A 24571-nucleotide genomic window follows, 5' to 3' on the forward strand; every position below is an offset into this window, starting at 1 on the left:
TCGCCGCCCGTGGTCAGCAGGCTCGTCGGGGCGCCTGCGGTCGTTTCGTCGGCCGGGGGTCCGCCGGCCTGTCAGCCCGTCGGCACGCCGCCGAGCTGTTGGCCGCTCGTCCGATGGCCAGCGGGCCGAATCGGGCGCTCGCGGCGAAACGCTGGCCTGTCAGTCCGCTGGGCCCGCTGGCCGGGCGGCCCCCGGCCGTCGGCCCGGCAGGCCGGCCCGCCCGCCCGGCCCTGCGGCCGGCGCGGCTGGCTGCCCGGCCCTCCCGGGGTGACCGGGCTGGTCCGGCGGCATCCCGTGGACCGCCATCGTCGTGTCCGAAAACCGCCAGCGCCGGGCCATCACCCCCCCGCACACTGGATCTCGTGAGGCACCAGGAACTGACTTCGGTCACCAGCGAGGACACCCGGTACGAGGCGGTCAGCAGTCGGGACGCCCGGTTCGACGGGGCGTTCTTCTTCGGTGTCGAGACCACCGGCATCTACTGCCGGCCCAGCTGCCCCGCCGTCACCCCCAAGCGGAAGAACGTCACGTTCTTCCCGACCGCCGCCGCCGCCCAAGGCCACGGCTTCCGCGCCTGCCGACGCTGCCGGCCGGACGCCGTGCCCGGGTCCGCCGAGTGGAACGTCCGCGCCGACGTCGTCGGGCGCGCGATGCGCATGATCGGAGACGGCGTCGTCGACCGCGAGGGCGTCCCCGGGCTCGCCGGACGGCTCGGCTACAGCGCCCGGCAGGTGCAGCGCCAGCTCACCGCCGAGCTCGGCGCGGGCCCCGTCGCCCTCGCCCGCGCCCAGCGGGCGCACACCGCCCGGCTGCTCCTGCAGACCACCGGGCTGCCGGTCACCGAGATCGCCTTCGCCTCCGGCTTCGCCAGCGTGCGCCAGTTCAACGACACGATCCGCCGCATCTACGCCCGTACCCCCACCGAGCTGCGCACCGAGTCCGGCACCGGCGCGGGGCCCCGTACGGCACTCGCCGCCGGCGTCCCGCTCCGGCTCGCCCACCGGGGCCCGTACGCCGCCCGCGAGGTCTTCGGCCTGCTCGCCGCCGAGGCCCTGCCCGGCGTCGAGGAGGTGCTCGGCGACCCCGGGTCCCGCACCTACCGCCGTACGCTCCGCCTCCCGTACGGCACCGGCATCGTCTCCGTCGACGAGCGCGCCGCCGGGCCCTGGCTGGAGGCCCGGATCCACCTCACCGACCTGCGTGACCTGACCACCGCCGTCCAGCGGCTGCGCCGCCTCCTCGACCTGGACGCCGACCCGTACGCCGTCGCCGAGCGCCTCGGCGCCGACCCCGCCCTCGCCGCGCGGGTCGCCGCCCGCCCCGGCCTGCGGTCGCCCGGCGCCGCCGACCCCGAGGAGTTCGCGCTGCGGACCGTGGTCGGTCCGGACGAGGCGGCGCGGCTGGTACGCACCCAGGGCACGGCCCTGGAGAACGCCTGCGGCACCCTCACCCACCTCTTCCCCGAGCCCGCCGCGCTCACCGCCCACCCCCAGGCCGGCCCCCTGGCCACGGCGCTCGCCGGCGGAGCCGTACGCCTCGATCCGGGCGCCGACCGGGACGAGGCCGAGATCGCCCTGCGCGCCGTCCCCGGAGTCTCGCCCGCCCACGCCACCCTCATCCGCATGCGGGCCCTCGGCGACCCCGACGTGGACCCCGGGGGCGGGGCCCGCTCCGAGGCATGGAGGCCCTGGCGGTCGTACGCCCACCGGTATCGGGAGCTCGGACCCCGCACGTCAGAATGACTACATGATCGAAACAGACCTGCTCGGCCCTGACGACCGTGACGCCTGGGAGCGTCTCTTCCGCGCGTACCTGGACTTCTACGGCCGCAGCGAGCCCGACGCCCTCTACGAGCGGGCCTGGGCCGCCTTCCAGGACGGCACGCGGGTGCACGCCCGGGCCGCGCGGCTCGACGGCCGGCTCGTCGGCTTCACCCACTTCTTCGTCCACCCCAACACCTCGGGGCCGGACGTCTGCTACCTGCAGGACCTGTTCACCGACCCCGAGGCGCGCGGCCGGGGCGTGGCGCGGGCCCTGATCGCGGCCGTGGCCGACTGGGCGAAGGAGCAGGGCTGCGACCGTGTCTACTGGAACACCCAGGCGTCCAACACCACCGCCCGGCACCTCTACGACAAGGTCGCCCGCGACACCGGCTTCATCAAGTACCAGATCGATCTTCCGAAGGGTCCGTGACGCTCTCCGGGAGCCCCCAGCTGTGGATGCGGCGGGGGTGGATCCGGATGACCTCCTGGCTGAAGTGCGGGCCGAGCTCGTGCGGCCCCACCCGCAGCTCGGCCTCGCCCCGGATCTCCACCCCGCGCACCCGCCACGGACGGACGCTCGCGAGATCGTCGACCACCAGCGCCACCTTGGGGTTGGCGCGGAGGTTGCGCCACTTCTTCGAGCGGCCCATCGCGAGCCCGCCGACCAGGACCGTGCCGTCCTCCTGGGGGAAGAAGCCCACCGGGTTGGCCTGCGGCTGGCCGGAGGGGTCGACCGTGGCCATGCGACCGAGCCGCTGGGTGCGGAGGTAGGCGAGCTCGGCGACGCTGAATCCCTCGAAATCCCTCATACGGTCAGCATCGCTCCCGTCCCGGGCCGTGCGCATCGGCGGTGCGACCGACGAGGCAGGGGGCCGTGGTCCTAGGTCCTCAGCCCCAGATCACCGCGCCGGCCCACGCGCCGACGATCAGCAGGCAGGCGAACATCTCCACGAGGATGCTCGTCCCGGCCGCCCGCATGACCGTCCGCGTGGAGGCCATGGCCTGGCCGTGACCGCCCAGGCGGAGCCGTTCGCAGAGGTAGATCCCGCCGATGAAACCGGGGACGGCGCCGATCACGGGGATCAGGAAGAAGCCGAGGAACGCGCCGAGCCCGGCGTACGTCACCATCCGCCGGGTGATGCCGACGCCGCGGATCCGGCGTTGCGGCAGCAGCCACACCACCACCTGGGTGAGCAGGAGCAGCGCGGTCGAGGCGACGAGCAGGATCCAGGCGAGGCCGCTCTGCTCGTGCAGCGACCACCAGAGCATGGCCGCCCACACCAGCCACGGCCCCGGCACGCCGGGAGCCAGTACCCCGAACAGGCCGAGCAGCATCACCATCGCGACGAGCAACAGCTGCCACACACCCATCTGCCCAGCGTGCAGGACCCATGATCTTCCCGCAGGTCGCAGGGTACGTACGGGGGGCCCACCCACCTCTCTGCTCCGCCGTCCGGGGCGCGTCCACCCCCTGTCCGGCTCCGGCCTCCGTAGCGCCCGCTCCCTGTCCGTCCGCCGTCCGGGCGCTCGTCCGTCGCTAGCGGCGGGCCACCCACCCCTTCTCGTACGCGTGCCAGCCCAGCTGGAGCCTGGTCGTCACACCCGAGAGTTCCATCAGGCCCTTCACCCGGCGCTGCACCGTACGCAGGCCCAGGTCGAGCTGCTTGGCCACGCTCGCGTCCGTCATGCCGGCCAGGAGCAGCGAGAGGATCTCCAGGTCCGTCACGTCAGGACCCGCCACATCCGCCTCCGTGATCTGCGCGCTCGCCCCGAGCCGCAGCGGCAGCGCGTCGCGCCAGACCGCCTCGAAGAGGCCCATGAGCGACTCCAGGAGCCCGCTCGCGTGAACCACGAGCGCCGCGGGCTCCGCCCCGCGTCCGGTCAGCGGGACCATCGCCAGGGTCCGGTCCGCGATCACCAGCTTGGTGGGGACCCGGTCCACCACCCGGATCTGCTCGTCACGGCCGAGCGCCGCTGACAGCTCGACGATCCCCGACGGCAGGCTCAGCACCTCGCGCTCGATGACCACCCGGTAGGAGACGCCCCGCCCCGCCGCCAGCTCCTCCGCGTCGTTCTCCATCCCGGTGACCGCGATCGGCTTGCCCGTCACCAGCGCGCAGACCTCGTCGGTCGCGCCCAGCTGGAGCTGGAGGAAGCGGTGGGTGACGGCGCTCGCGCCGGTCACCACCTCCACCAGGTCGTGGACGGCCGGCTCCGCCGCCTCCGCCCGGTACTCCTCCGCGAGCAGCGCCGCCGCCAGCTCGGCCTGTTCCAACTCGTGCCGCTGCTGCGTCAGCAGCGCGCCCAGGGCCACCCCCGGTGGCGCCGCGACCCACCGGCCCGTCCGTGCCGAGGACTGCGCGGCCAGGCCCTGCGACTCCAGGCGCCGCAGCGCCCGCTCGGTGTCCGTCTCGGGCAGGGCGAGCCGGTGTGCCAGATCCGCGACCTCCGCCGCCCCCAGCGCGACGAGCGCGCGGTACGCCGATTCCTGCCGTTCGTCGAGACCTATCGCTCCGAGCATCGCTGTCCCACCCCTCGCCGGACGTCCTGGGACGTCCCGGGCATTCCCAGGACGTTCACCGGACGCATTCGTTCCGTTGGCCCCCTGGCGGAAATCGGCCACGACGTATTCCCGCCGCGCCCATCATCCCTGCACCACCCTCACCTCTGCCAATGTGGCGTCACCGCAGCACCAACAGCCTCCGGGCATGGGCCTTTTGCGTGCCTTTGGTCCGGATTCAGATGGGGAGAGCGATGCGCCCGATTTCGCGTACGGCCCTGGGGGCGGCGACCGCCGCCGTCCTGGCCGTCACCGCGGTCGCGCCGTCCTCGGCCGCCGCGCCGCAGGACGACACGACCGGCAATCGACCGCTGGTCGGCAGCGAGGCCCAGGCCCGCGCCGGGGAGCGGGCCGCCACCGTCACGCTGGTCACGGGCGACCGGGTCGTCGTCACCCGGGACGCGGCCGGGAACCCGGCCGCCGCCGCGCTGCCCCGCGAGGACGGGACGGTGCCCTTCGTCCAGACCCGCCGCTCGGGCCAGGACCTGTACGTCTACCCCGAGGGCGCCGCCGCCGCCCTCGCCGCGGGCCGCGTCGACGAGGAGCTCTTCAACGTCACCGGCCTGATCCGGCAGGGCTACGACGACGCCGGCAGCGAGACGCTCCCCCTGATCGCGGTCTATGGCTCCGACCTCGCCCGCTCCGTCCCGGCCGCGCCCCGCGGAGCCGGCCGCGGGCAGGTCCTCAAGGCCGTCGACGGCGTCGCGCTCAAGGCCGACAAGAAGCAGGCCGCCGCCTTCTGGGCGGATGTGAACACCCCCGCCGCCCGGTCGGCCTCCGGCCTGAAGAAGCTCTGGCTCGACCGCAAGGTTCAGGCCACCCTGGAGCGGTCGACCCGGCAGGTCCACGCGCCCGAGGCCTGGGCCGCCGGCTTCGACGGCAAGGGCACCAAGGTCGCCGTCCTCGACACCGGCGCCGACGTCGAGCACCCCGACCTCAAGGGCCGGGTCGTCGCCTCGGAGAACTTCACCGACTCCGACAGCGCCGACGACCGCCAGGGTCACGGCACCCACACCATCTCCACCGTCGGCGGCTCCGGCGCGGCGAGCGACGGCAGGAAGAAGGGTGTCGCGCCCGGCGCGGACCTCCTCAACGGCAAGGTCCTCAACGACTCCGGCTCCGGCGCCACCTCCTGGATCATCGCCGGCATGGAGTGGGCCGTCGCCCAAGGGGCCGACGTCGTCTCCATGAGTCTCGGCAACCCCTCCGAGACCGACTGCACCGACCCGATGAGCATCGCCGCCGAGGAACTCGCCCAGAACGAGGGCACGTTGTTCGTCGTCGCCGCCGGAAACACCGGCCCCTCGCTCAACACGGTCTCCTCGCCCGGCTGCGCGCCGAGCGTCCTCACCGTCGGCGCCACCGACCGCGACGACTCCACCGCGTCCTTCTCCAGTCGCGGCCCGACGACCCTCAGCCACACCCTCAAGCCGGAGATCGCGGCCCCCGGCGTCGGCATCTCCGCCGCGGCCGCGGGCGGCCGGGGCGTGTACGCCTACCAGGGCATGTCCGGTACGTCGATGGCCACCCCGCACGTCGCGGGCGCCGCGGCCATCGTGAAGCAGCGCCACCCCGACTGGACGGCCCAGCAGATCAAGGCCGCGCTCGTCTCCTCCGCCGAGAGCTCCGTCCCCGGCGACGTACGCGAGGTCGGCGGCGGCCGGCTCGACGTCAAGGCCGCGATCGACCAGAGGATCCTCGGCGCCGACGCCGTCCAGGGCGGCACCTTCAACTGGCCCCAGGACACCAGCGACCGCACCTCGGTCTCCGTCCCGTACACGAACACCTCCGACAAGGCCGTCACCCTGACGCTCGCCGTCGAGAGGGTCACCGGCAACGACGGCTCACGCGTACGGTCCTCCGTCGCCCGGCTCGGCAAGCGCACCGTCACCGTCCCGGCCGGCGCGACCGTCGAGGTCCCGCTGCACCTGGACCCGACCGCCGGTCTGGAGCGCGCCCAGTACGGCGACGTCACCGGCCGCGTCCTCGCCACCGCCCCCGGCGGCGTCCACGTCTCGACGCCGTTCTCGCTCTACGTCCAGCCCGAGACCGTCACCCTGCGGGTCAAGCTGATCGACCGTCAGGGCAAGCCCGCGGCGGGTGCCTCGTCCCTGGACCTCATAGGCACCGACACCGCGAGCGGCGAGCGCCGCTTCAACGAGGGCGCCACCGACCAGGTCTTCCAGGTCCGGCCCGGCAGCTACTTCCTCACCTCCTTCGTCACCACCCCCGACGCCGGCGAGGGCGCCACGCTGAACGACTCGCTCAGCTACCTGGCCCGCCCGCAGATCGAGGTGAAGAGGGACACCACCGTCGTCCTCGACGCCCGCAAGGCCCACAGGCTGTCGGTGAGGACCGACAGGCCCGGTGAGCAGCGCGGCACCACCCTGGCGTTCTCCCGCTCCTGGGACGACACCTGGATGCACTCCGGCTCGGCCGCCGGTACGCGCTCGATCCGCGGTTACTACGCCTCGGTCGAAGGCAGCGCCGACGAGGGCGACTTCGAGTTCGGCAGCTACTGGCGCACCGCCGCCCCGCAGGTCTCCGAGCTGAAGACGGGCGACGGCACCGTCCTACAGCCGTACACGACCTCCCTCGGCTCCGACAACCTCGACGGAACCGGCTCCGCCCGGCTCGTCGACGCGGGCACCGGAACCCCCGAGGAGCTGACGGCCGCCGACGTCCAGGGCCGTGTCGCCCTGGTCCGCATCCCCGACACCTCCACCCTCGTGGCCACCGTCGCACGGAACGCCAAGGCCGCAGGCGCCGTCGCGGTCCTGGCGTACCGGACCTCGCCCATCCGCTGGATCCCGACCGCGGGCTTCGGGGGAGCCGGTCTCCCGGTCCTCGCAGTCGGCTCCGCCGAGGGCCAGGCGCTTCTGGCCAAGCTCTCCGCCGGCGAGGTCACCCTCTCCTGGAAGGCCACCGCGAAGAGCCCGTACCTCTACAGCCTCGCGTTCCCCGAGTCGGGTCAGGTCAGGGACGCCAGGACCTACCGGGTCCGCGACGGACAGCTGGGCCGCACCGAGTCCACCTACGGCTCCATGGGTGTGGCCACCGACTTCATCGACAACGCGGCCGCGTACCGGCCGAACGGCACGGCCATCTTCTTCGGTGCCATCGAGCCGGTCCCCGCGCCTGGCACGCGGACGGAGTACTACACGGCCGGGGACACCCAGTGGGACCAGGTGCTGTCCTCCAGCTTCCCGTTCGGCGAGTTCATGATCGGGGCCAAGCACGCCTACAAGGCGGGGGAGAAGCGCACCGAGCGCTGGTACGACGGCGTCGTCGCCCCGACCGCCCCGCTCGACGCGTCCGGCGAACCGGCCCTCGTCGCCGAGCGTCAGGGCAACCTGATCGGCTTCGCCGACTCCATGTGGGGCGACAGCACCCACTACTCCCAGCCCGGATCCTTCGGCGACATCGGCAACCTCCGGTTGAGCAGGGACGGTGAGGCGCTCGGGGAGACCGGATGGCCGTTCGGGGTCTTCGAAGTCCCGTCCGAGCGCGGCGCGTACACGCTCGAACAGAACACCATGAAGATCGGCAGCAAGGTCTGGAACCGCTCCACATCCGTCAACTCGGTGTGGGAATTCACTTCCCAGGCCGACGAGAGCGTCTACTCTCAAGGCATCCCGATTCTCTTCCCCCGGTACACCCTTCCGGAGGACGGACTCAAGACCCTCGCCGCGACCGACGGCCAGAAGATCGGCCTCACCGCGACGGGTCACGCGGGCTACAAGTCCGCCGCTCTCACCTCGGCCAGGCTCTCGTACTCCTATGACGGAGGCACGACCTGGACGGAGGCGCAGGTCTCGAAGCAGGGCGGCGCCTGGACCGCGACCGTGAACCACGCGGGCGCGGCCGGCAAGCCGGTCACCCTGAAGACCGAACTGACGGACGCCAACGGCAACTCCGTCACCCAGACCGTGGTCCGCGCTTACGACGTGCGCTGATCACGCCGGTCCGCCGGGCGTCCTTCCCGTGGGGGGTGGGGTCGCCCGGCGGACCCCTTTTTCGTCATGTCCCGTTTTCTGCGGGCCTGTGCGGTGGACAATAAGGGCATGACTCAGCAGGGGGACAACTGGTGGGACAAGCTCTACGACGAGTCGGCGCCGGACACGGCACCGACCACGACGGGCGACACGCTCGACGACCGCTTCGACTCCGCGTCGCAGGCGACGACGGCGCCTCCGGCGACGGCATCCCCGCCGGCGTCGCCCCTGCCGGCGGGCGGCGCGGCGGCGATGTCGCCCCGGGCTCCCTGGGAGCCGCTCGACGACCCCGGCTCCGCCCCTGAACCACGCTCCTTCCCCGCACCCCCGCCCCGCCCACCGGCGCCCCCCGCGCCGCCAGTCCCGGACACTCCCCCTGCACCGGCGCAGGTCGCGCCCCCAGCCCCGGCGCCTGACGCGCCCCCGGCCCCCAGGCCGGCCGCGGCCGCGGCCCCGGCGCCTGACGCGCCCCCCGCCCCCAGGCCGGACGCGCCCCCCGCCCCCAGGCCGGACGCGCCCCCCGCCCCCAGTCCTGACGCGCCCCCGACCCCCAGGCCGGACGCGGACGCGCCCCCTGCCCCGGCCGACGGCGATCCCGGGCCGCGCGCGCCGGAGGCGGACGCCGTACCCGTGCCCCGTCCCCGTACCGCCCACATCGGCAACCGCCCGCCCACCTACGAGGCCGAGCCCACCGCGCTTCCCGCGGCCAGGCCCGGAGAGCTCGGCGAGCTGGTCGCCGACACCGTCCTCGACGGCGCGCGCTACGGCTCGTACACCCTGCGCGCCGCCTCCCAGCGCGGCGACTCCGCCCGCTACCGCGGCGAACCCCGCAGGGACGCCCTGCTCACCGCTCGGTTCGGCCAGGAGGAGGCCGCGCTCGTCCTCGTCGCCGTGGCGAGCGGCGCCCGCGCCGCCGAGGCCGCCCATCTCGCCGCGGCCGACGCCTGCCGCTGGATCGGCGAGGCGGTCGGCCGCAGCCACGCCCGGCTCGCCGAGGACATCCGCTCCGGCCGCCGCGGCGATCTGAAGTCGGGGCTCCACCGGCTCACCGACCGTACCTACGGCAAGCTGCGCGCCCGAGCCGCCGAACTGGGCGTGGGGCCCGAGGAGTACACCGCGGGCCTGCGCTGTCTGCTGCTCTCCGCCGACCCCGCCTGCCGCACGCGCGTCTTCTTCGGGATCGGAGCGGGCGGCCTCTTCCGCCTCCGCGACGGCGCCTGGCAGGACATCGAACCCCTGCTCCCGGAGCCCGCCGCGCTCACCGGCGCTCCCGTCGTCGGCTTCGGCTCGCCCCCCGCGGAGACGGCGGAGGGCGACCGCCAGACCATGAGACTCGGCGTCACCGGCCCCCCGGGCACCCCCGTCGGCGAGAACCCGCCCCCGGCCTCCGGCTGGGGCGACCCCCGTACCGCTTCGCTCACGCCGCCCGCCGAACCGTTCCGATTCCGCGCCTCCGTCGCCCGTCCCGGTGACACCCTCCTCCTCGCCTCGAACGGTCTCGCCGAGCCGATGCGCGGCGAACCGGCCCTCGCCAAGGAGCTCGCGGAGCGCTGGGCGGCCCCCGAGCCGCCCGGGCTCGCCGCCTTCCTCGCCGACACCCAGCTGCGGGTGAAGGGGTACGCCGACGACCGTACGGGCGTGGCCGTCTGGGAGGCGTAACGGTCCGCCCCATGGGTTGATGGATCCATGGCCAAGCAGAACGTCGCAGAACAGTTCGTCGACATCCTGGTCCGGGCCGGCGTCAAGCGGCTGTACGGAGTCGTCGGTGACAGCCTGAACCCCGTCGTCGACGCCATCCGCCGTACGCCCGACATCGACTGGATCCAGGTCCGGCACGAGGAGACCGCCGCCTTCGCCGCCGGAGCCGAGGCGCAGATCACCGGCCGGCTCGCGGCGTGCGCCGGCTCCTGCGGCCCGGGCAATCTCCACCTGATCAACGGCCTGTACGACGCACACCGCTCCATGGCCCCGGTCCTGGCGCTCGCCTCGCACATCCCCTCCAGCGAGATCGGCCTCGGCTACTTCCAGGAGACCCACCCGGACCGGCTCTTCTCCGAGTGCAGTCACTACAGCGAGCTGATCTCCAACCCCCGCCAGATGCCACGGCTGCTCCAGACGGCCATTCAGCACGCCATCGGGCAGAGCGGGGTCAGCGTCGTCTCGCTGCCGGGCGACATCGCCTCCGAACCGGCCCCGGACAAGGCCTGGGAGACCGCGCTCGTCACCTCCCGGCCCACCGTTCGTCCGAGTGACGCCGAGATCACGGCCTTGGCGCGGATGATCGACGAGGCCGAACGGGTGACGCTGTTCTGCGGCAGCGGTACAGCCGGGGCGCACGCGGAGGTGATGCAGTTCGCCGAGCTGGTGAAGGCGCCCGTCGGGCACGCGCTGCGCGGCAAGGAGTGGATCCAGTACGACAACCCGTTCGACGTCGGGATGAGCGGGCTGCTCGGCTACGGAGCGGCCTACGAGGCCACCCACGAGTGCGATCTGCTGATCATGCTCGGCACGGACTTCCCCTACAACGCCTTCCTGCCGGACGACGTCAGGATCGTCCAGGTGGACGTCCGGCCCGAGCGCCTCGGCCGCCGTTCCAAGCTCGACCTGGCGGTCTGGGGCGACGTCCGGGAGACGCTGAGCTGCCTCATCCCGCGCGTCCGGGCGAAGACGGACCGCCGCTTCCTCGACAGGATGCTGAGGAAGCACGCCGAGGCGCTCGAAGGCGTCGTCAAGGCGTACACCCGCAAGGTCGAGAAGCACGTCCCGATCCATCCCGAGTACGTCGCCTCGGTGCTGGACGAACTGGCCGACGACGACGCGGTGTTCACCGTCGACACGGGCATGTGCAACGTCTGGGCCGCGCGCTACGTCTCGCCCAACGGGCGGCGTCGCATCATCGGCTCCTTCTCGCACGGCTCGATGGCGAACGCCCTGCCGCAGGCCATCGGCGCGCAGTTCACGGACCGGGGCCGTCAGGTGATCTCGATGTCCGGCGACGGCGGATTCTCGATGCTGATGGGTGACTTCCTCACCCTCGTCCAGTACGACCTCCCCGTGAAGATCGTCCTGTTCAACAACTCCTCGCTCTCCATGGTCGAGCTGGAGATGCTGGTCGCCGGCCTCCCTTCGTACGGAACGACGAACCACAACCCCGACTTCGCCGCCGTCGCCCGAGCGGCGCGCGCCTACGGCATCCGCGTGGAGAAGCCCAAGCACCTCGCGGGCGCCCTGAAGGACGCCTTCAAGCACAAGGGCCCGGCGCTCGTCGACATCGTGACCGACCCCAACGCGCTCTCGATTCCCCCGAAGATCAGCCGCGAGATGGTCTCCGGCTTCGCCCTCTCGGCAAGCAAGATCGTCCTCGACGGCGGCGTCGGCCGCATGCTCCAGATGGCCCGCTCGAACTTGCGGAACGTTCCCCGGCCCTAGCCGGCGGACCTCGCTACGGCGACGCGGGCAACGGCAACCCCGACACCCCGGGACGGCGTCAACGGCAACGACGCCGCCCACGGCGGGATCCGGCACCGGCGACTTCCGCGACAGCTGCCCTCGATGAATGCGGGCCGGTCGGTGGGGCATGCATCTCCGTGAGCCTGTTCGAGGAGATGTGTACCGACATGTGGGTGGGGGTTATGGCCGGGGAGGCGCGACAGCCGACTCAACTGCTGAGAAAGGTGGGATGCGAGGATCTCACCGCTGTGCCGGAGGTGCGCCATGCGTTGCGCAAGATGCTGCGGACCTGGGGCGGACCGGGCGCCTCCGACGTCGCGGAGCTGCTCATCAGCGAACTCGTCACCAACGCGCTGATCCACACCGATCACGGCGCCGTGGTCACCGCGACCGTCGTCCCGGACAGCCTCCGGGTCGAGGTGCGTGACTTCGTCTCCGGGATCCCCGAGCCGCGCGTACCGATCGCCGACGACGGTACGAACGGCAGGGGTCTGGTCCTGGTCCAGGAGCTGGCCGACTCCTGGGGCGTGGAGGCCCACGGCGTGGGCAAGGTCGTGTGGTTCGAGCTGAACGGCGGGGCGGCGTGAGTGCTCTCACGCCGCCCCGCCGTTCGCGTCGGCGTCTCAGCCGAACTGCTGCTCCAGGTCCTTCAGTTTGCGCTCCAGCGAGTCGAGCCGGGGCAGTGTCTGGGTGTCGTCCTCGGCGGTGAGGTCCACCGTCCGTGGCTCAGTACCCTTCACGGCCTGGAGGGAGGGCCGGTGTCGAAGCGGCAGCTGTCCGGGGTCCGCTATGGCAGGCTCCGCGACGGCCGTCCCCACGGACGGAGTCGCGGAGCCCGCGCCGGAGTTCAGGGCCGGCACCTCGACCTGGCGCCCGCCGCGGCCCAGGCCGAAGGCGCGGTGCTGGCGGTTGATCGCCTTGATCCTGGCCCGGTCGAGCTTCTCCCGCTCGCGCCTGCGCATCCGGTTCTGCTCCTTCTCGCGCCGGTCCTCACGGACCTCGTCGACCGCCTCGTCCAGGGTCCGTACACCCTCCAGGAGCATCAGCGACCAGGCGGCGAAGGTCTCCCTGGGCGCCCTCAGCCACCGTACGATCCGGATCTGCGGCAACGGACGGGGGACCAGGCCCTGCTCGCGCAGTGCCGCCCGGCGGGTCTGCTTGAGGGCCCGGTCGAAGAGGACCGCTGCCGAGAGGGACATGCCCGCGAAGAACTGCGGGGCGCCCGCGTGGTCCAGACCCCGGGGGGCGTGGACCCAGTTGAACCAGGCGGCCGCGCCCGCGAACGTCCACACCAGGAGCCGCGAGCCGAGGGCCGCGTCACCGTGGCTGGCCTCGCGCACCGCGAGCACCGAGCAGAACATCGCCGCGCCGTCGAGGCCGAACGGGACGAGGTACTCCCAGCCCCCGGTGAGGTTCAGGTTCTGCCGGCCGAAGCCGACCAGGCCGTGGAAGGAGAGCGCGGCGGCCACGGCCGCGCAGCAGAAGAGCAGGACGTAGGAGGCGGTTCCGTAGATCGCTTCCTTGCGTCGGCGGCGTTCCTCACTGCGCTCCCAGGAGTCGTCCGCCGCGGCCTGGTCACCGGCGCGCTTGCCGCGCGCGAGCACCGCCACCGCCGTCAGGACTCCGGCCACCATGACGCCACCCGGAAGCAGCCAGTCCAGCGATATGTCGGTCAGTCTCATGCGGTGTCCCTTGCATCGCAGTAGGGCGTTTCGGCCGCCCATACTGGCCGACCCCGGAGGCCGCTCAAGGGGTTTCGCGGCAAGAGCACGCCATTGGGGCCGAACGGCATACGAATAGGTGCGATCTGCTCGAACGACCGCACGGAGCAAGGGAGTTGTGTTCGATTCACGCCACCCGTACGAGTGGCGTAATCCGTCCGACGGTCAGGCGGCCTCGGTGAGCCTGCGGACCCTCTCGGCGTCACACGTACGCGGACACGTCAGACAGGTGTCCTCGGGGCGCAGTGTGTAGAAGAAGCAGCACGCCGCGCGGTCCCGGGTGGTGCGGGGTGTCCCGTCGGGTGCCTCGGCGCCGGCGAGCTCGCGGAAGCCCGCGGATCCCGCGTACGGCTTGGCGGTGCCGGGCAGCAGCAGCTCCAGCTCGGCCATGGCCCGCGGCTCCTCGCCGAACAGCGCCCCGACGTACCAGAGTCCCTCGACGATCTCGTCCGTCGCCATGCCCCACAGCGCCCGCCTGCCGCGCCGCATCCGCGGCCCGAAACCGGCCAGGATGGACTCGAAGTGCTCGGCGAGGGAGTCCCTGACCTCGGCGCGCAGCGCCTCCTCGTCCGGGACGACCCGGGCGCCGGGCAGGGCGGCTGCGGGGTCGTCGGGCAGGCAGGCGAACTCCTCGATCCGGACGGTCATCCGTCCGAGGGCCCGCTGGAAGGCCACGTTCCGTACGGGCAGCCGCGGGACCCTGCGGTGCAGGAACCAGGGGACGGTGACCAGGAGGCAGGCGGGCCAGGCGTACCGGTGCAGTCCGAAGCCCGCGACCACGTCGGGGCGGGCCTGCTGTCCGTAGTCGCGCAGCACCTGGGCGTTGTCCCAGGCGAGGAAGGCGTCGAGCACGGCACCGCCGGCCGCGAGCTCGTCCGCGCCGACCCAGCCGGCCCCGCGTGGCGACTGCTCGCCACTGTCCAGCTCCTCTATCCGCAGGCCGGGGAACACCTCGCCGAGGCGGGCGTAAGAGGCCGCGACGGGGGAGGTGAACGGGGCGGGGAGCAGGGCGGGGAGGGCCATACGGGGACCACCGAATCGCGATCGTTAGCAGGTTAGCCTTACCTTACCCGATGCCATCGATGTTTGAACTGCAGCCCTGTCCGCCTATGGTGCACACGGGGCCTCGGTATCGCATGCCAGGCCCGGCACGACCCCGCAGGAGGACCCGGGTGGAGCAGGGCAGAGCGCGCGAGCGGGCGGCCGACCGTCCGCTCCCGCCGCACGACGGCGCGGCACGGGTCCCGGAACAGGCGCGCGGCGAGCAGGCGCGTGGCGAACACACCCACGGAGAGTTCACCCGGAGGGAGCTCACCCACGGGGAGCCGACTCACGGCGAGCGGGCCGTGCCGGGCCTTGCCGCCCCCCGTACCGTGCAGCGCCACTCCGTACGGGGCCAGATCCTCCAGGCCCTGCGCACCGCCCTCGTCGGCGGCGAGCTGGTCCCGGGCGAGGTGTACTCCGCCCCCGTCCTCGCCGAGCGCTTCGGCGTCTCCGCGACCCCCGTGCGCGAGGCCATGCAGCAGCTCGCGATCGAGGGCGCCGTCGAGGTCGTGCCGAACCGCGGATTCCGGGTCGTCGAACGCACCCCCCGCGAGCTCGCCGAGCTCGCCGAGGTCCGCGCGCTCATCGAGATCCCGATCATGCTCCGCCTCGCCCGCACGGTCCCGGCCGCCCGCTGGGCCGAGCTCCGGCCGCTCGCCGAGGCGACCGGGGCCGCCGCCGCCCGCGGCGACCGCGCCCACTACGCCGAGGCCGACCGCGCCTTCCACCGCGCCGTCCTCTCCCTCGCCGGGAACGAACAGCTCCTCACCGTCGCCGACGACCTGCACCGCCGCTCCCAGTGGCCCCTGGTGAGCGGCCCGGTGACCCGGCACGGCGACCTCGTGGCGGACGCGGCGGAACACACCGCCCTCCTCGACGCCCTGATCGCCCAGGATGTCACCGTCGTGCAGTCACTTGTCAGAGAGCATTTCACCGGATCGGCGGAGTGACGACTAAGGTCAGTGCCGTCGGCCGGTGCCCTTGGCCCGTGCCGCCGTTGGCTGTTGCCGTCGTCCCGCCCGTACCGCGCCGTCCGTGAGGTGTCCCATGCCGTCCGCGACTCCGTCTTCGGCACGGGGAAGGTGCCCGTGACCGGATCCGTCCGCGGAGACCGCCCCGCCGGTACGGAGGCCGAGGCGGCGGCCCTGCTCGGCTGGCTCACCGACCCGGAGGCCCCGCGCCTCTGCCTGGTCGTCGGCGGCCCCCGCCGGGGCAAGTCCGCCCTGCTCTCCTGGCTCGCCGCGCACGGCACCCGCCCCGGGGCGCGCCGCCGGCGTGCGGCGCGCGAGCTGATCCCGCTCACCGGCCAGTGCGCGCTCGGCGCCGCCTGGACGATCGCCAACCGGCTCGGTGTGGTGGCCAGGACGCCCGGCGAACTCGTCCAGGCCGTCGCCACCACCGAGGCGCGGCGCGTGGCCCTCGTCCTGCCGGACCTCCATGCCGCCGCCGAGCCGGAGGCGATCGCCGAACTCGTGGGGGAGCTCGCCGCGTCGGGCCGTGTCCGGCTCGTCGTGGAGACCTGTACGGGAACGCCGTCGTACGCCCTCCTCGCCGACCGCCGCGTCACGGTCGTGGACCTCGACGGGGACGCCGAGACGGCCGAGGAGGCCCAGGAGGGCGCCGAGCGGGGGGAGTCGGCGCACGGGGTCCCCTCCGAGCCGTACGAGGCGCGCCACGCGGTCGATCTGGCCGACCCGGTCGCCGTGTGCACGGTCGACCCGCTGCGCGTCACCACCGTGTACGCCACCGGCCCCGGCGACGACCGCGGCGGTCTGCGGACCGCCTGGCTGCGGGCGGGCCAGTCCCTCTGCCGCGACCAGAACCCGGCGGACCGGGCCGTCGTCCTGCTCGGTGCCCTCGGCGACGGCGCGGACCCTCGGCTCCGTCCCGCGCTGCGCACCCTCGCCGCCGACGCGCCCTGGCGGGTGCGGTGGACCCGGGTACGGGGCGACCTGACCCCGCCCTGGCCGGGCCCGGTCACGGCCCTGGGCGCGATCGGCGACCGCCTCCTCGTCGCGGGTACGACGGACGAGGTGCGGGTGCTCGACGCGGCCGACGCGACCCCCGCGGGCGAGCCCCTGCGGACCCCCTCGGGCGGCCGGGTCAAGGCGCTGGCGCCCGCGCCGGACGGCACGGTGCTGCTCCTGGACGAGCGGGGTCGGCTGCAACCTGTCCCCGGGCCCGAGCCCCGGCCGCCCTATCTGGAGCGGCTCACGACGGCCGTCGCGGCGACCCTCACCCGGCACCCGGGCAGCGCGCTCGCGGCGATCAGCGGCTCGGTGGTGGTCGGGGACCGGCTCGGCTCCGTCCACGCCTTCGGCCTGACGGGCATTCACCAGGCCGCGCTGCACAGCGGCCGCGTCACGGCCGTCACGGCGGTCGAGACGGCCACCCCGTTCCTCTGCAGCGGCGGCCTCGACGGCACGGTCCGCCGCTGGATCCCGGGCCGGGACCCGGACCCGGCCCCGATCGCCGAACGCCGGGCCGCGGTCGTGTCGTTGCACGCCGCCGAGACTGCCGAGGGTCCGTCGCTCGCGATCGCCTGGGCGGACGGACTCGTCGAACTCCACGACCTCGACAGCCGGACCCGCCGTACCTTCCGTCCCGGACCGCCGGTCCGCGCGGTGGCCCTGACGCCCGACGGGGCGCTGGTGGTGGGGATGGAGGAGGGCCTGCTCTGCCTGCATCGGGGGACAGGCCGGGCGAGGTGACGGTACGTCATGTACGTCGGCGCTCGTGACGGTGCGCCGCGTCTTCCGGGGGCTCGGCAAAGGGTGGGCGGATCACTCTCCGCCCACCCCCAGTCTCTGGACGCTCCGTCAGATCGCGGGCCGAGGAGTCAGTTGGGCCGCGAGCCAGGTCGGTACGCCGCCCAGGAGGCGGAACAGGCGGCCCGCCTCGGCTCGGAGGCGGCCCGCCTCGGGCTCCGTCTCCGTGTCGGCGAGGGCCGTCAGGGCCGGGGCCGTACCGACCAGGTAGCCGAGCTCCTCACGGATGCGGAGGGACTCCGCGAAGCCGTGCCGTGCCTCCGCCAACTCGCCTTCCCGTAAAGCGAGTCCGGCGAGGTGGCGCCAGGTGGAGGAGAGCAGCAGTTCGTCCCCCTGGGCCGTCGCGCCCGCGTGGGCGCGACGGTAGGCGGCGCGGGCGGCCTGGGGTGAGTCGCCGAGGTTCTGTGCCATCAGCCCGCGCCGGTAGTCGAGCAGCGGGCGCCCCTCGCCCTCGGGGCTGATCAGCGCTGCCGCCCGCCCGAGCGCCGCGGTCGCCTCGTCGGCCCGGTCGCGGACGCCGAGCAGCGTCGACGCGTAGGCGAGATAGCCGCGTTCACACGCGGCCGCACCTCGCTCCTCGTCCGTCTGGGCCACGGCCTCGGCCGCCCGGAGCGCCTCCTCGGCGTCCGCCCACCCCTGTTCGGTGTACAGACACCGTTCGATCAGCAGGGCCGCCCGTTCCAGTGCCGCCGCCGGTTCCGCCGCGCGGGGCGTGAGCAGGGCAGCGGCGTCCGTCCAGCAGCCGCGCGAGCGGAGACGCCATATGGCCGTCTCCATCGGGGTCGCCCCGCCGTAGCCAAGGGACGGATCGTCGCCACCCGTTGTTTCGGAACCAGACATGGCGGTGTCCGCCACATTGCCCTCCCCGAGCGCGCCATTGAGCTGTTGAGTCAGGCCCGCATCTCAGCACGAACGCGTGGCGCTGGCCAAGGGGTCAGGTGAAACTTTTCACAAGTGCTGGACCTTGACCGCTATGCGGACGCGTGCGTTCGGCATGGCCCGATGGCCGATCCGCTCCGCCTGTGGCCTGCCTCTGGGGGGCGCCACGGCGCGTGGGCCGCCGCTCCGTCAGGGCCTCGGCACCTTCCGTACCGCTCGGGCCCGCATTCCCCCGAAGAGATGAATCCCGCCATGATCCCTTCGGGTGACGGCCCGGGATTCGCGGGCGCCTGGGCCACGCGGGTGACCCGCGTGGCCCAGGCGCCCGGCCCCGCGCACCGGCCCGGCCCCGACGTGCCAGGCCCCGCGTGCCCGCCCCGGCTCCGGGCAGACGGCGTCCCTCGGCCCCGGAGGGTCAGCTCATGCGCAGTGCCAGGAAGAAGTCGAGCTTGTCCTCCAGACGCGACAGGTCGCGGCCCGTCAGTTGCTCGATCCGCCCCACCCGGTAGCGCAGGGTGTTCACATGCAGGTGAAGCCGGGTCGCGCAGCGGGTCCAGGAGCCGTCGCAGTCGAGGAAGGCCTCCAGCGTGGGGATGAGCTCGGCGCGGTGGCGGCGGTCGTAGTCGCGCAGCGGGTCGAGCAGCCGGGCCGTGAAGGCGCGGCGGACGTCGTCCGGGACGAACGGCAGCAGCAGCACGTGCGAGGCGAGCTCGTGGTGGCCCGCGGCGCAGACGCGGCCCGGGCGGGCGGCGGCGACACGACGGGCGTGCCGGGCCTCCTCCAGGGCGCCGCGCAGGCCCTCCGCCGAGTGGACGGCGGCGCTGACGCCGAGCGTGAGCCGGCCGTCGTCGGCGAGACCGGACGACAGGGGGTCCCGTACGGCCGCCAGCAGCGCGTCGGCGTGCAGCCCGATGCCGGTGGTGCCCTCGTCCTCGCTGTCGGGGAGCGGGCCCGTGGGCAGCGGCACCAGGGCGATGGCCTCGTCCCCGTGGTGCGCGACCGCGATCCGGTCGGTGGACTCGGGGCCCACGGTCGCCGGGTCGACGAGGATCTCCTCGAGGAGCGCCTGGGCGACCGGACCGGTCTCCACCGGGCTCTGCCCGCCCTCCGGCTCCCATTCGACGCGCGCGACGACGACCTGCCAGTGCGGGGCGGTCCCGAGGCCCGGCAGCAGCACCGGGGCGGCGACCCGCAGACGCGCGGCGATCTCGGCCGGGGCGGCGCCCGTCTGGACCAGTTCCAGGACCTCCTGCGCGAGCCGGCGCCGTACCGTACGGGCCGCGTCCCGCCGGTCACGCTCCACGGCGATCAGCTGCGTGACGCCCTGGAGCAGGTCGAGCCGGGCCGCCGGCCAGTCGCCCGCGTCGGCCTCGACGGCCAGCAGCCAGTCGGACAGCACGGTCTCCCGTACGTCACGCACGGCGGGGGCCGCGCCGCGCCCGGTGTTGCGGATAGGGAAGAGGGAGTACGTGGTTCCGGCGGCGCTGAGCCGGTGCGGACCGCGCCGTCCGGTCCTCGTCGCCGCCAGGTGCTCGCCGGCCAGGGTCGCGGCGAGCGAGGCCTCCAGGGGCTCGCCCGCGCCGGCGATCTGGCGGCCGGTGGGGGAGAGGACCCAGGCCCGGAGGTCCAGGTCGGAGCCCAGGAGGTCCAGAACGACCTCGGGCCCGCCGCCCGCCGGTCCGGAGGTCATCAGCCGCCGGTGGCGGTCGACGACCGCCGCCAGGTCGCCCGCCCGTTCGCCGGACACCTGTCGAACAACATGTTCGGTGATCGTCGCGAACGCAACGGTCTCGTTGACTGCGAACAACGGCAGCCGATGGCGAGAACACGCCTGTACGAGATCGTCGGGGATGTCCCCGAGCTCCGCCTCGCCGGCCGCGAGCGCGGCCACCCCGGCGGAGGCCAGGATCCGGACGAACGGCTCGGCGTCCTCGGGGTCCCGGAGCCAGGCGAGGCCGGTGAGGACCAGCTCGCCGCCGGACAGATACCGGCTGGGGTCCTTGAGGTCCGTCGTCATCACGCCGCGGACGGTGCGGTCCAGCTCGTCCTCACCACCGAGCAGGCGCAGCCCCAGCGCGTCGGTTTCCAGCAGTGCGCGCAGCCGCATCTCGTTGCCGCCGTTCCTTCTCGTCCGTCACTCGTCTGTCACTTTCGGGGGTACTCGCCCGTCGCGCCCCCCGGGGCCGACGGCACGTCCGACGGTCACCAAGACTGTCGCGTTGTCGTCGGTGGCCCGGTGCCACTGTTTCCAGGGGGAAACGGCGAGGTTGCCGAGTACCGCCGTTCGTTCGAATCTACAAGACGAACAAGGTCACCAGCCAACTCCTTCATGTTTTCGGTGACTGCACCCCGGCGGGCAGGCCTTGTGTACTAGGCCACACATCGCGTTAACAGCACGTGAACATGAATTCGAAGTCGAGGGCCGGCCGTCCCCCCGGGCCCGTCAGACCGACCGACCCCCGATCACTAGAAGCACTAGAAGAGAGCCACCATGGACTTCCTTCGCCCCGCCAGCTGGGAGGAGGCGCTCGCCGCCAAGGCCGAGCACCCCACGGCCGTGCCCATCGCGGGTGGTACCGACATCATGGTCGAGATCAACTTCGACCACCGGCGTCCCGAGTGCCTCCTGGACCTGAACCGAATCGAGCTGCTGCGCGAGTGGGAGGTCGGCGAGGAGAACGTCCGCCTCGGCGCTTCCGTTCCGTACACCCAGATCATGGAGAACCTGCGGGCCGAGCTGCCGGGCCTCGCGCTCGCCTCGCACACCGTGGCCTCCCCGCAGATCCGCAACCGCGGCGGCGTCGGCGGCAACCTGGGCACCGCGTCCCCCGCCGGTGACGCGCACCCCGCGCTGCTCGCCGCGGGTGCCGAGGTCGAGGTCGAGTCGGTGCGTGGCAACCGGTTCATCCCGATCGACGAGTTCTACACGGGCGTGAAGCGCAACGCGCTGCAACCCGACGAGCTCATCAAGACCGTCCACGTCAAGAAGGCGGACGGCCCCCAGCAGTACTCCAAGGTCGGTACGCGCAACGCGATGGTCATCGCGGTCTGCGCCTTCGGCCTGGCGCTCCACCCGGAGACCCGCACGGTCCGCACCGGCATCGGTTCGGCCGCGCCCACCCCGATCCGCGCCAAGGAGGCCGAGGCCTTCCTGAACGCGGCTCTGGAGGAGGGCGGCTTCTGGGAGAGCGGAAAGATCATCACCCCGTCGATCGCCAAGCAGTTCGCGGAGCTCTGCTCGGGCGCCGCCAACCCGATCGACGACGTCCGTGGCACCGCCAAGTACCGCCGCCACGCCGTGGGCATCATGGCCCGCCGCCAGCTGGGCTGGACCTGGGAGCAGTACCGCGGCACCGGCCGCACGCTTGAGGGAGCTGCATAACCATGCGCGTCAATTTCACGGTCAACGGTCGTCCGCAGGAAGCCGACGACGTCTGGGAAGGCGAGTCCCTCCTCTACGTTCTGCGTGAGCGGATGGGCCTGCCCGGCTCCAAGAACGCGTGCGAGCAGGGCGAGTGCGGCTCCTGCACCGTCCGTCTCGACGGCGTGCCGGTCTGTTCCTGTCTGGTCGCGGCCGGCCAGGCCGAGGGCCGCGAGGTCGTCACGGTCGAGGGTCTGGCGGACTACGCCCAGCACCGCGAGGACGCCCACCCGGGCGGCGCCTGTGGCACCGGCGGCTGCGGCACCAGCCTGGACGCCGCCAAGCGGTGGCAGGCCAAGCCGGGCGACTCGCAGACCGGCGAGGGCGTCGAACTGTCTCCGATCCAGCAGGCGTTCATCGACGCCGGTGCCGTGCAGTGCGGTTTCTGCACCCCCGGTCTGCTGGTCGCGGCCGACGAGATGCTGGAGCGCAACCCGTCCCCGACGGACGCGGACATCCGCGAGGCGCTCTCCGGCAACCTCTGCCGCTGCACGGGTTACGAGAAGATCCTCGACGCGGTCCGCCTCGCGGCCGCTCGCCAGGAGCGTCAGGGAGAGGCGGTCTGACGATGGCTCAGAACACACGCACGGTTCCGGTGGGCACGCCCACCGAAGTCACGCAGAACCACGTCAAGGGCGGCATCGGGGAGTCCACTCTCCGCCCGGACGGCACCCTCAAGGTCACCGGTGAGTTCGCGTACTCCTCGGACATGTGGCACGAGGACATGCTGTGGGGCCAGATCCTGCGCTCCACGGTCGCGCACGCCGAGATCCTGTCCATCGACACCTCCGAGGCCCTCACGATGGACGGCGTCTACGCCGTCCTGACGCACGAGGACCTGCCGGCCGCGAAGAACTACGGCATGGAGTTCCAGGACACCCCGGTCCTCGCCTACGGCAAGGTCCGTCACCACGGTGAGCCGGTCGCCCTCGTGGCCGCCGACCACCCGGAGACCGCCCGCCGCGCCGCCGCGAAGATCAAGATCGAGTACCGGGAGCTCCCGGTCATCACGGACGAGGCCTCGGCCCTCGCCCCGGACGCGATCCTGGTCCACGAGAACCGCGACGACCACCACTCCGGTCATGTCCCGCACCCCAACATCGTGCACCGCCAGCCGATCATCCGCGGCAACGCCGACGAGGCCGCCAAGCGGGCCGACGTCATCGTCACGGGCGAGTACACCTTCGGCATGCAGGACCAGGCCTTCCTCGGCCCCGAGTCCGGCCTCGCCGTGCCGGCCGAGGACGGCGGCGTCGACCTGTACGTGGCCACCCAGTGGCTGCACTCGGACCTCAAGCAGATCGCTCCCTGCCTCGGCCTGCCCGAGGAGAAGGTCCGCATGACGATGGCCGGCGTCGGCGGCGCGTTCGGCGGCCGCGAGGACATCTCGATGCAGATCCTCGCCTCCGTGCTCGCGCTGCGCACCGGCAAGCCGGTCAAGATGGTCTACAACCGGTACGAGTCCTTCTTCGGGCACGTCCACCGGCACCCGGCGAAGCTCTGGTACGAGCACGGTGCCACCAAGGACGGCAAGCTCACGCACATGAAGTGCAAGATCGTGCTCGACGGCGGGGCGTACGCCTCGTCCACGGCCTCGGTCGTCGGCAACGCCTCCTCCCTCTCGGTCGGCCCGTATGTCATCGAGGACGTGGAGATCGAGGCGATCGGCCTCTACACCAACAACCCGCCCTGCGGCGCCATGCGCGGCTTCGGCGCGGTCCAGGCCTGCTTCGCCTACGAGGCCCAGATGGACAAGCTCGCGGCGAAGCTGGGCATGGACCCGGTCGAGCTGCGCCAGCTCAACGCCATGGAGCAGGGCACGATCATGCCGACCGGCCAGGTCGTGGACTCGCCCGCCCCCGTCGCCGAGCTGCTTCGCCGGGTCAAGGCCCGCCCGATGCCGCCGGAGCGCCAGTGGGAGACCGCCGGCGAGGGCGCGGACGTCCGCGCGCTGCCGGGCGGCCTCTCCAACACCTCGCACGGCGAGGGCGTGGTGCGGGGCGTCGGCTACGCCGTCGGCATCAAGAACGTCGGCTTCTCCGAGGGCTTCGACGACTACTCGACCGCCAAGATCCGCATGGAGGTCATCAACGGCGAGGCCGTCGCCACGGTCCACACCGCGATGGCGGAGGTCGGCCAAGGCGGTGTCACGATCCACGCGCAGATCGCCCGTACCGAGCTCGGTGTCCAGCAGGTCACGATCCACCCCGCCGACACCCAGGTGGGCTCGGCCGGTTCGACCTCCGCGGGCCGCCAGACGTACATGACCGGTGGCGCCATCAAGAACTCCTGCGAGCTCGTCCGCGAGAAGGTCCTGGAGATCGGCCGGCGCAAGTTCGGCTCGTACCACCCCGCGTGGGCCAACGCCGAACTCCTCCTGGAGGGTGGCAAGGTCGTCACCGACGGCGGCGAGGCCCTCGCCTCCATCGCGGACGTCCTCGAGGACCAGGCCGTGGAGATCGAGGAGGAGTGGCGACACCGTCCCACCCAGGCCTTCGACCTCGTCACCGGCCAGGGCGACGGCCACGTCCAGTACGCCTTCGCCGCGCACCGCGCGGTGGTGGAGGTCGACACCGAGCTCGGCCTGGTCAAGGTCATCGAACTGGCCTGCGCCCAGGACGTCGGCAAGGCGGTCAACCCGCTCTCCGTCGTCGGTCAGATCCAGGGTGGTACCACCCAGGGCCTGGGCGTCGCGGTGATGGAGGAGATCATCGTCGACCCGAAGACCGCGAAGGTGCGCAACCCCTCCTTCACGGACTACCTCATCCCCACCATCCTCGACACGCCGACCATCCCGGTCGACTACCTCGAGCTGGCGGACCCGAACGCCCCGTACGGAGTGCGCGGCATCGGTGAGGCCCCGACCCTCTCGTCCACCCCGGCCGTCCTCGCGGCGATCCGGGCGGCGACGGGCCTGGAGCTCAACAAGACGCCGGTCCGCCCCGAGGCGCTCACCGGCACCCTCTAGAA

Annotated in this window: 18 protein-coding genes; 11 read left to right on the forward strand and 7 right to left on the reverse strand. The window is 73.0% G+C overall.

The window, feature by feature from the left end:
* The first annotated feature begins 362 nt into the window (after positions 1 to 362).
* Positions 363 to 1742 carry a bifunctional transcriptional activator/DNA repair enzyme AdaA gene (locus ACZ3OF_RS35295; protein WP_361674404.1) on the forward strand — a complete coding sequence of 460 codons (1380 nt, stop codon included), beginning with the start codon at positions 363 to 365 and terminating at the stop codon, positions 1740 to 1742.
* Positions 1743 to 1746: 4 nt separating this feature from the next.
* Positions 1747 to 2193 (forward strand): GNAT family N-acetyltransferase, encoded by a 447-nt coding sequence (locus ACZ3OF_RS35300; protein ID WP_361674402.1) that lies wholly within the window; start codon positions 1747 to 1749, stop codon positions 2191 to 2193.
* Here the strand turns inward: ACZ3OF_RS35300 and ACZ3OF_RS35305 are convergent.
* The 3 genes from ACZ3OF_RS35305 to ACZ3OF_RS35315 all read right to left on the reverse strand — a co-directional run bounded on the left by ACZ3OF_RS35305 (position 2159) and on the right by ACZ3OF_RS35315 (position 4284).
* A complete protein-coding gene (locus ACZ3OF_RS35305) occupies positions 2159 to 2572 on the reverse strand; it encodes a PPOX class F420-dependent oxidoreductase (protein WP_361674400.1) in 414 nt (137 codons plus the stop codon). The two genes, ACZ3OF_RS35300 and ACZ3OF_RS35305, sit on opposite strands and share 35 nt — an antisense overlap.
* A 79-nt stretch (positions 2573 to 2651) precedes the next feature.
* Positions 2652 to 3134 carry a DUF456 domain-containing protein gene (locus ACZ3OF_RS35310; RefSeq protein WP_361674398.1) on the reverse strand — a complete coding sequence of 161 codons (483 nt, stop codon included), beginning with the start codon at positions 3132 to 3134 and terminating at the stop codon, positions 2652 to 2654.
* Between the two features lie 166 nt (positions 3135 to 3300).
* Positions 3301 to 4284, reverse strand: coding sequence for a helix-turn-helix domain-containing protein (locus ACZ3OF_RS35315; protein ID WP_361674397.1), 984 nt, complete (start codon positions 4282 to 4284; stop codon positions 3301 to 3303).
* 233 nt (positions 4285 to 4517) lie between these two features.
* Here ACZ3OF_RS35315 and ACZ3OF_RS35320 point away from each other — a divergent pair, with 233 nt between their 5' ends.
* The 4 genes from ACZ3OF_RS35320 to ACZ3OF_RS35335 all read left to right on the forward strand — a co-directional run bounded on the left by ACZ3OF_RS35320 (position 4518) and on the right by ACZ3OF_RS35335 (position 12355).
* Positions 4518 to 8279 carry a S8 family peptidase gene (locus ACZ3OF_RS35320; RefSeq protein ID WP_467308934.1) on the forward strand — a complete coding sequence of 1254 codons (3762 nt, stop codon included), beginning with the start codon at positions 4518 to 4520 and terminating at the stop codon, positions 8277 to 8279.
* 108 nt (positions 8280 to 8387) lie between these two features.
* Complete coding sequence (locus ACZ3OF_RS35325) at positions 8388 to 9977, forward strand: protein phosphatase 2C domain-containing protein (RefSeq protein WP_467308936.1); 1590 nt, start codon at positions 8388 to 8390, stop codon at positions 9975 to 9977.
* A gap of 27 nt (positions 9978 to 10004) precedes the next feature.
* Positions 10005 to 11747 (forward strand): pyruvate dehydrogenase, encoded by a 1743-nt coding sequence (locus tag ACZ3OF_RS35330; protein WP_467308938.1) that lies wholly within the window; start codon positions 10005 to 10007, stop codon positions 11745 to 11747.
* A 203-nt stretch (positions 11748 to 11950) separates the two neighbouring features.
* Complete coding sequence (locus tag ACZ3OF_RS35335; RefSeq protein ID WP_361674752.1) at positions 11951 to 12355, forward strand: ATP-binding protein; 405 nt, start codon at positions 11951 to 11953, stop codon at positions 12353 to 12355.
* A 36-nt stretch (positions 12356 to 12391) separates the two neighbouring features.
* Here ACZ3OF_RS35335 and ACZ3OF_RS35340 read toward each other — a convergent pair whose 3' ends face one another.
* Together ACZ3OF_RS35340 and ACZ3OF_RS35345 are read right to left on the reverse strand one after the other, a co-directional pair.
* Positions 12392 to 13450 (reverse strand): DUF2637 domain-containing protein, encoded by a 1059-nt coding sequence (locus ACZ3OF_RS35340; RefSeq protein ID WP_361609447.1) that lies wholly within the window; start codon positions 13448 to 13450, stop codon positions 12392 to 12394.
* A 204-nt stretch (positions 13451 to 13654) separates the two neighbouring features.
* Positions 13655 to 14512 (reverse strand): (2Fe-2S)-binding protein, encoded by an 858-nt coding sequence (locus ACZ3OF_RS35345; RefSeq protein ID WP_361674389.1) that lies wholly within the window; start codon positions 14510 to 14512, stop codon positions 13655 to 13657.
* Between the two features lie 149 nt (positions 14513 to 14661).
* Here ACZ3OF_RS35345 and ACZ3OF_RS35350 point away from each other — a divergent pair, with 149 nt between their 5' ends.
* Positions 14662 to 15483, forward strand: coding sequence for a GntR family transcriptional regulator (locus ACZ3OF_RS35350; RefSeq protein ID WP_361674387.1), 822 nt, complete (start codon positions 14662 to 14664; stop codon positions 15481 to 15483).
* A gap of 138 nt (positions 15484 to 15621) precedes the next feature.
* Entirely contained in the window at positions 15622 to 17244 is a 1623-nt protein-coding gene (locus tag ACZ3OF_RS35355) for a WD40 repeat domain-containing protein (RefSeq protein WP_467308941.1), read from the forward strand.
* Positions 17245 to 17352: 108 nt separating this feature from the next.
* Here ACZ3OF_RS35355 and ACZ3OF_RS35360 read toward each other — a convergent pair whose 3' ends face one another.
* Together ACZ3OF_RS35360 and ACZ3OF_RS35365 are read right to left on the reverse strand one after the other, a co-directional pair.
* Entirely contained in the window at positions 17353 to 18141 is a 789-nt protein-coding gene (locus ACZ3OF_RS35360) for a hypothetical protein (RefSeq protein ID WP_467308943.1), read from the reverse strand.
* Between the two features lie 454 nt (positions 18142 to 18595).
* Positions 18596 to 20287, reverse strand: coding sequence for a PucR family transcriptional regulator (locus ACZ3OF_RS35365; protein ID WP_361674381.1), 1692 nt, complete (start codon positions 20285 to 20287; stop codon positions 18596 to 18598).
* Positions 20288 to 20671: 384 nt separating this feature from the next.
* Here ACZ3OF_RS35365 and ACZ3OF_RS35370 point away from each other — a divergent pair, with 384 nt between their 5' ends.
* The 3 genes from ACZ3OF_RS35370 to pucD are packed head-to-tail and all read left to right on the forward strand — an operon-like array spanning position 20672 to position 24569.
* Complete coding sequence (locus ACZ3OF_RS35370; RefSeq protein WP_467308945.1) at positions 20672 to 21562, forward strand: FAD binding domain-containing protein; 891 nt, start codon at positions 20672 to 20674, stop codon at positions 21560 to 21562.
* A gap of 2 nt (positions 21563 to 21564) precedes the next feature.
* Positions 21565 to 22167, forward strand: coding sequence for a (2Fe-2S)-binding protein (locus ACZ3OF_RS35375; RefSeq protein ID WP_361674379.1), 603 nt, complete (start codon positions 21565 to 21567; stop codon positions 22165 to 22167).
* 2 nt (positions 22168 to 22169) lie between these two features.
* The gene (gene pucD / locus ACZ3OF_RS35380) at positions 22170 to 24569 is read left to right on the forward strand and encodes a xanthine dehydrogenase subunit D (RefSeq protein ID WP_467308948.1); all 2400 of its coding nucleotides are present in this window, start codon (positions 22170 to 22172) and stop codon (positions 24567 to 24569) included.
* The last annotated feature ends 2 nt before the right edge of the window (positions 24570 to 24571 follow it).

The organism is Streptomyces sp. NPDC022552 (assembly GCF_055561875.1).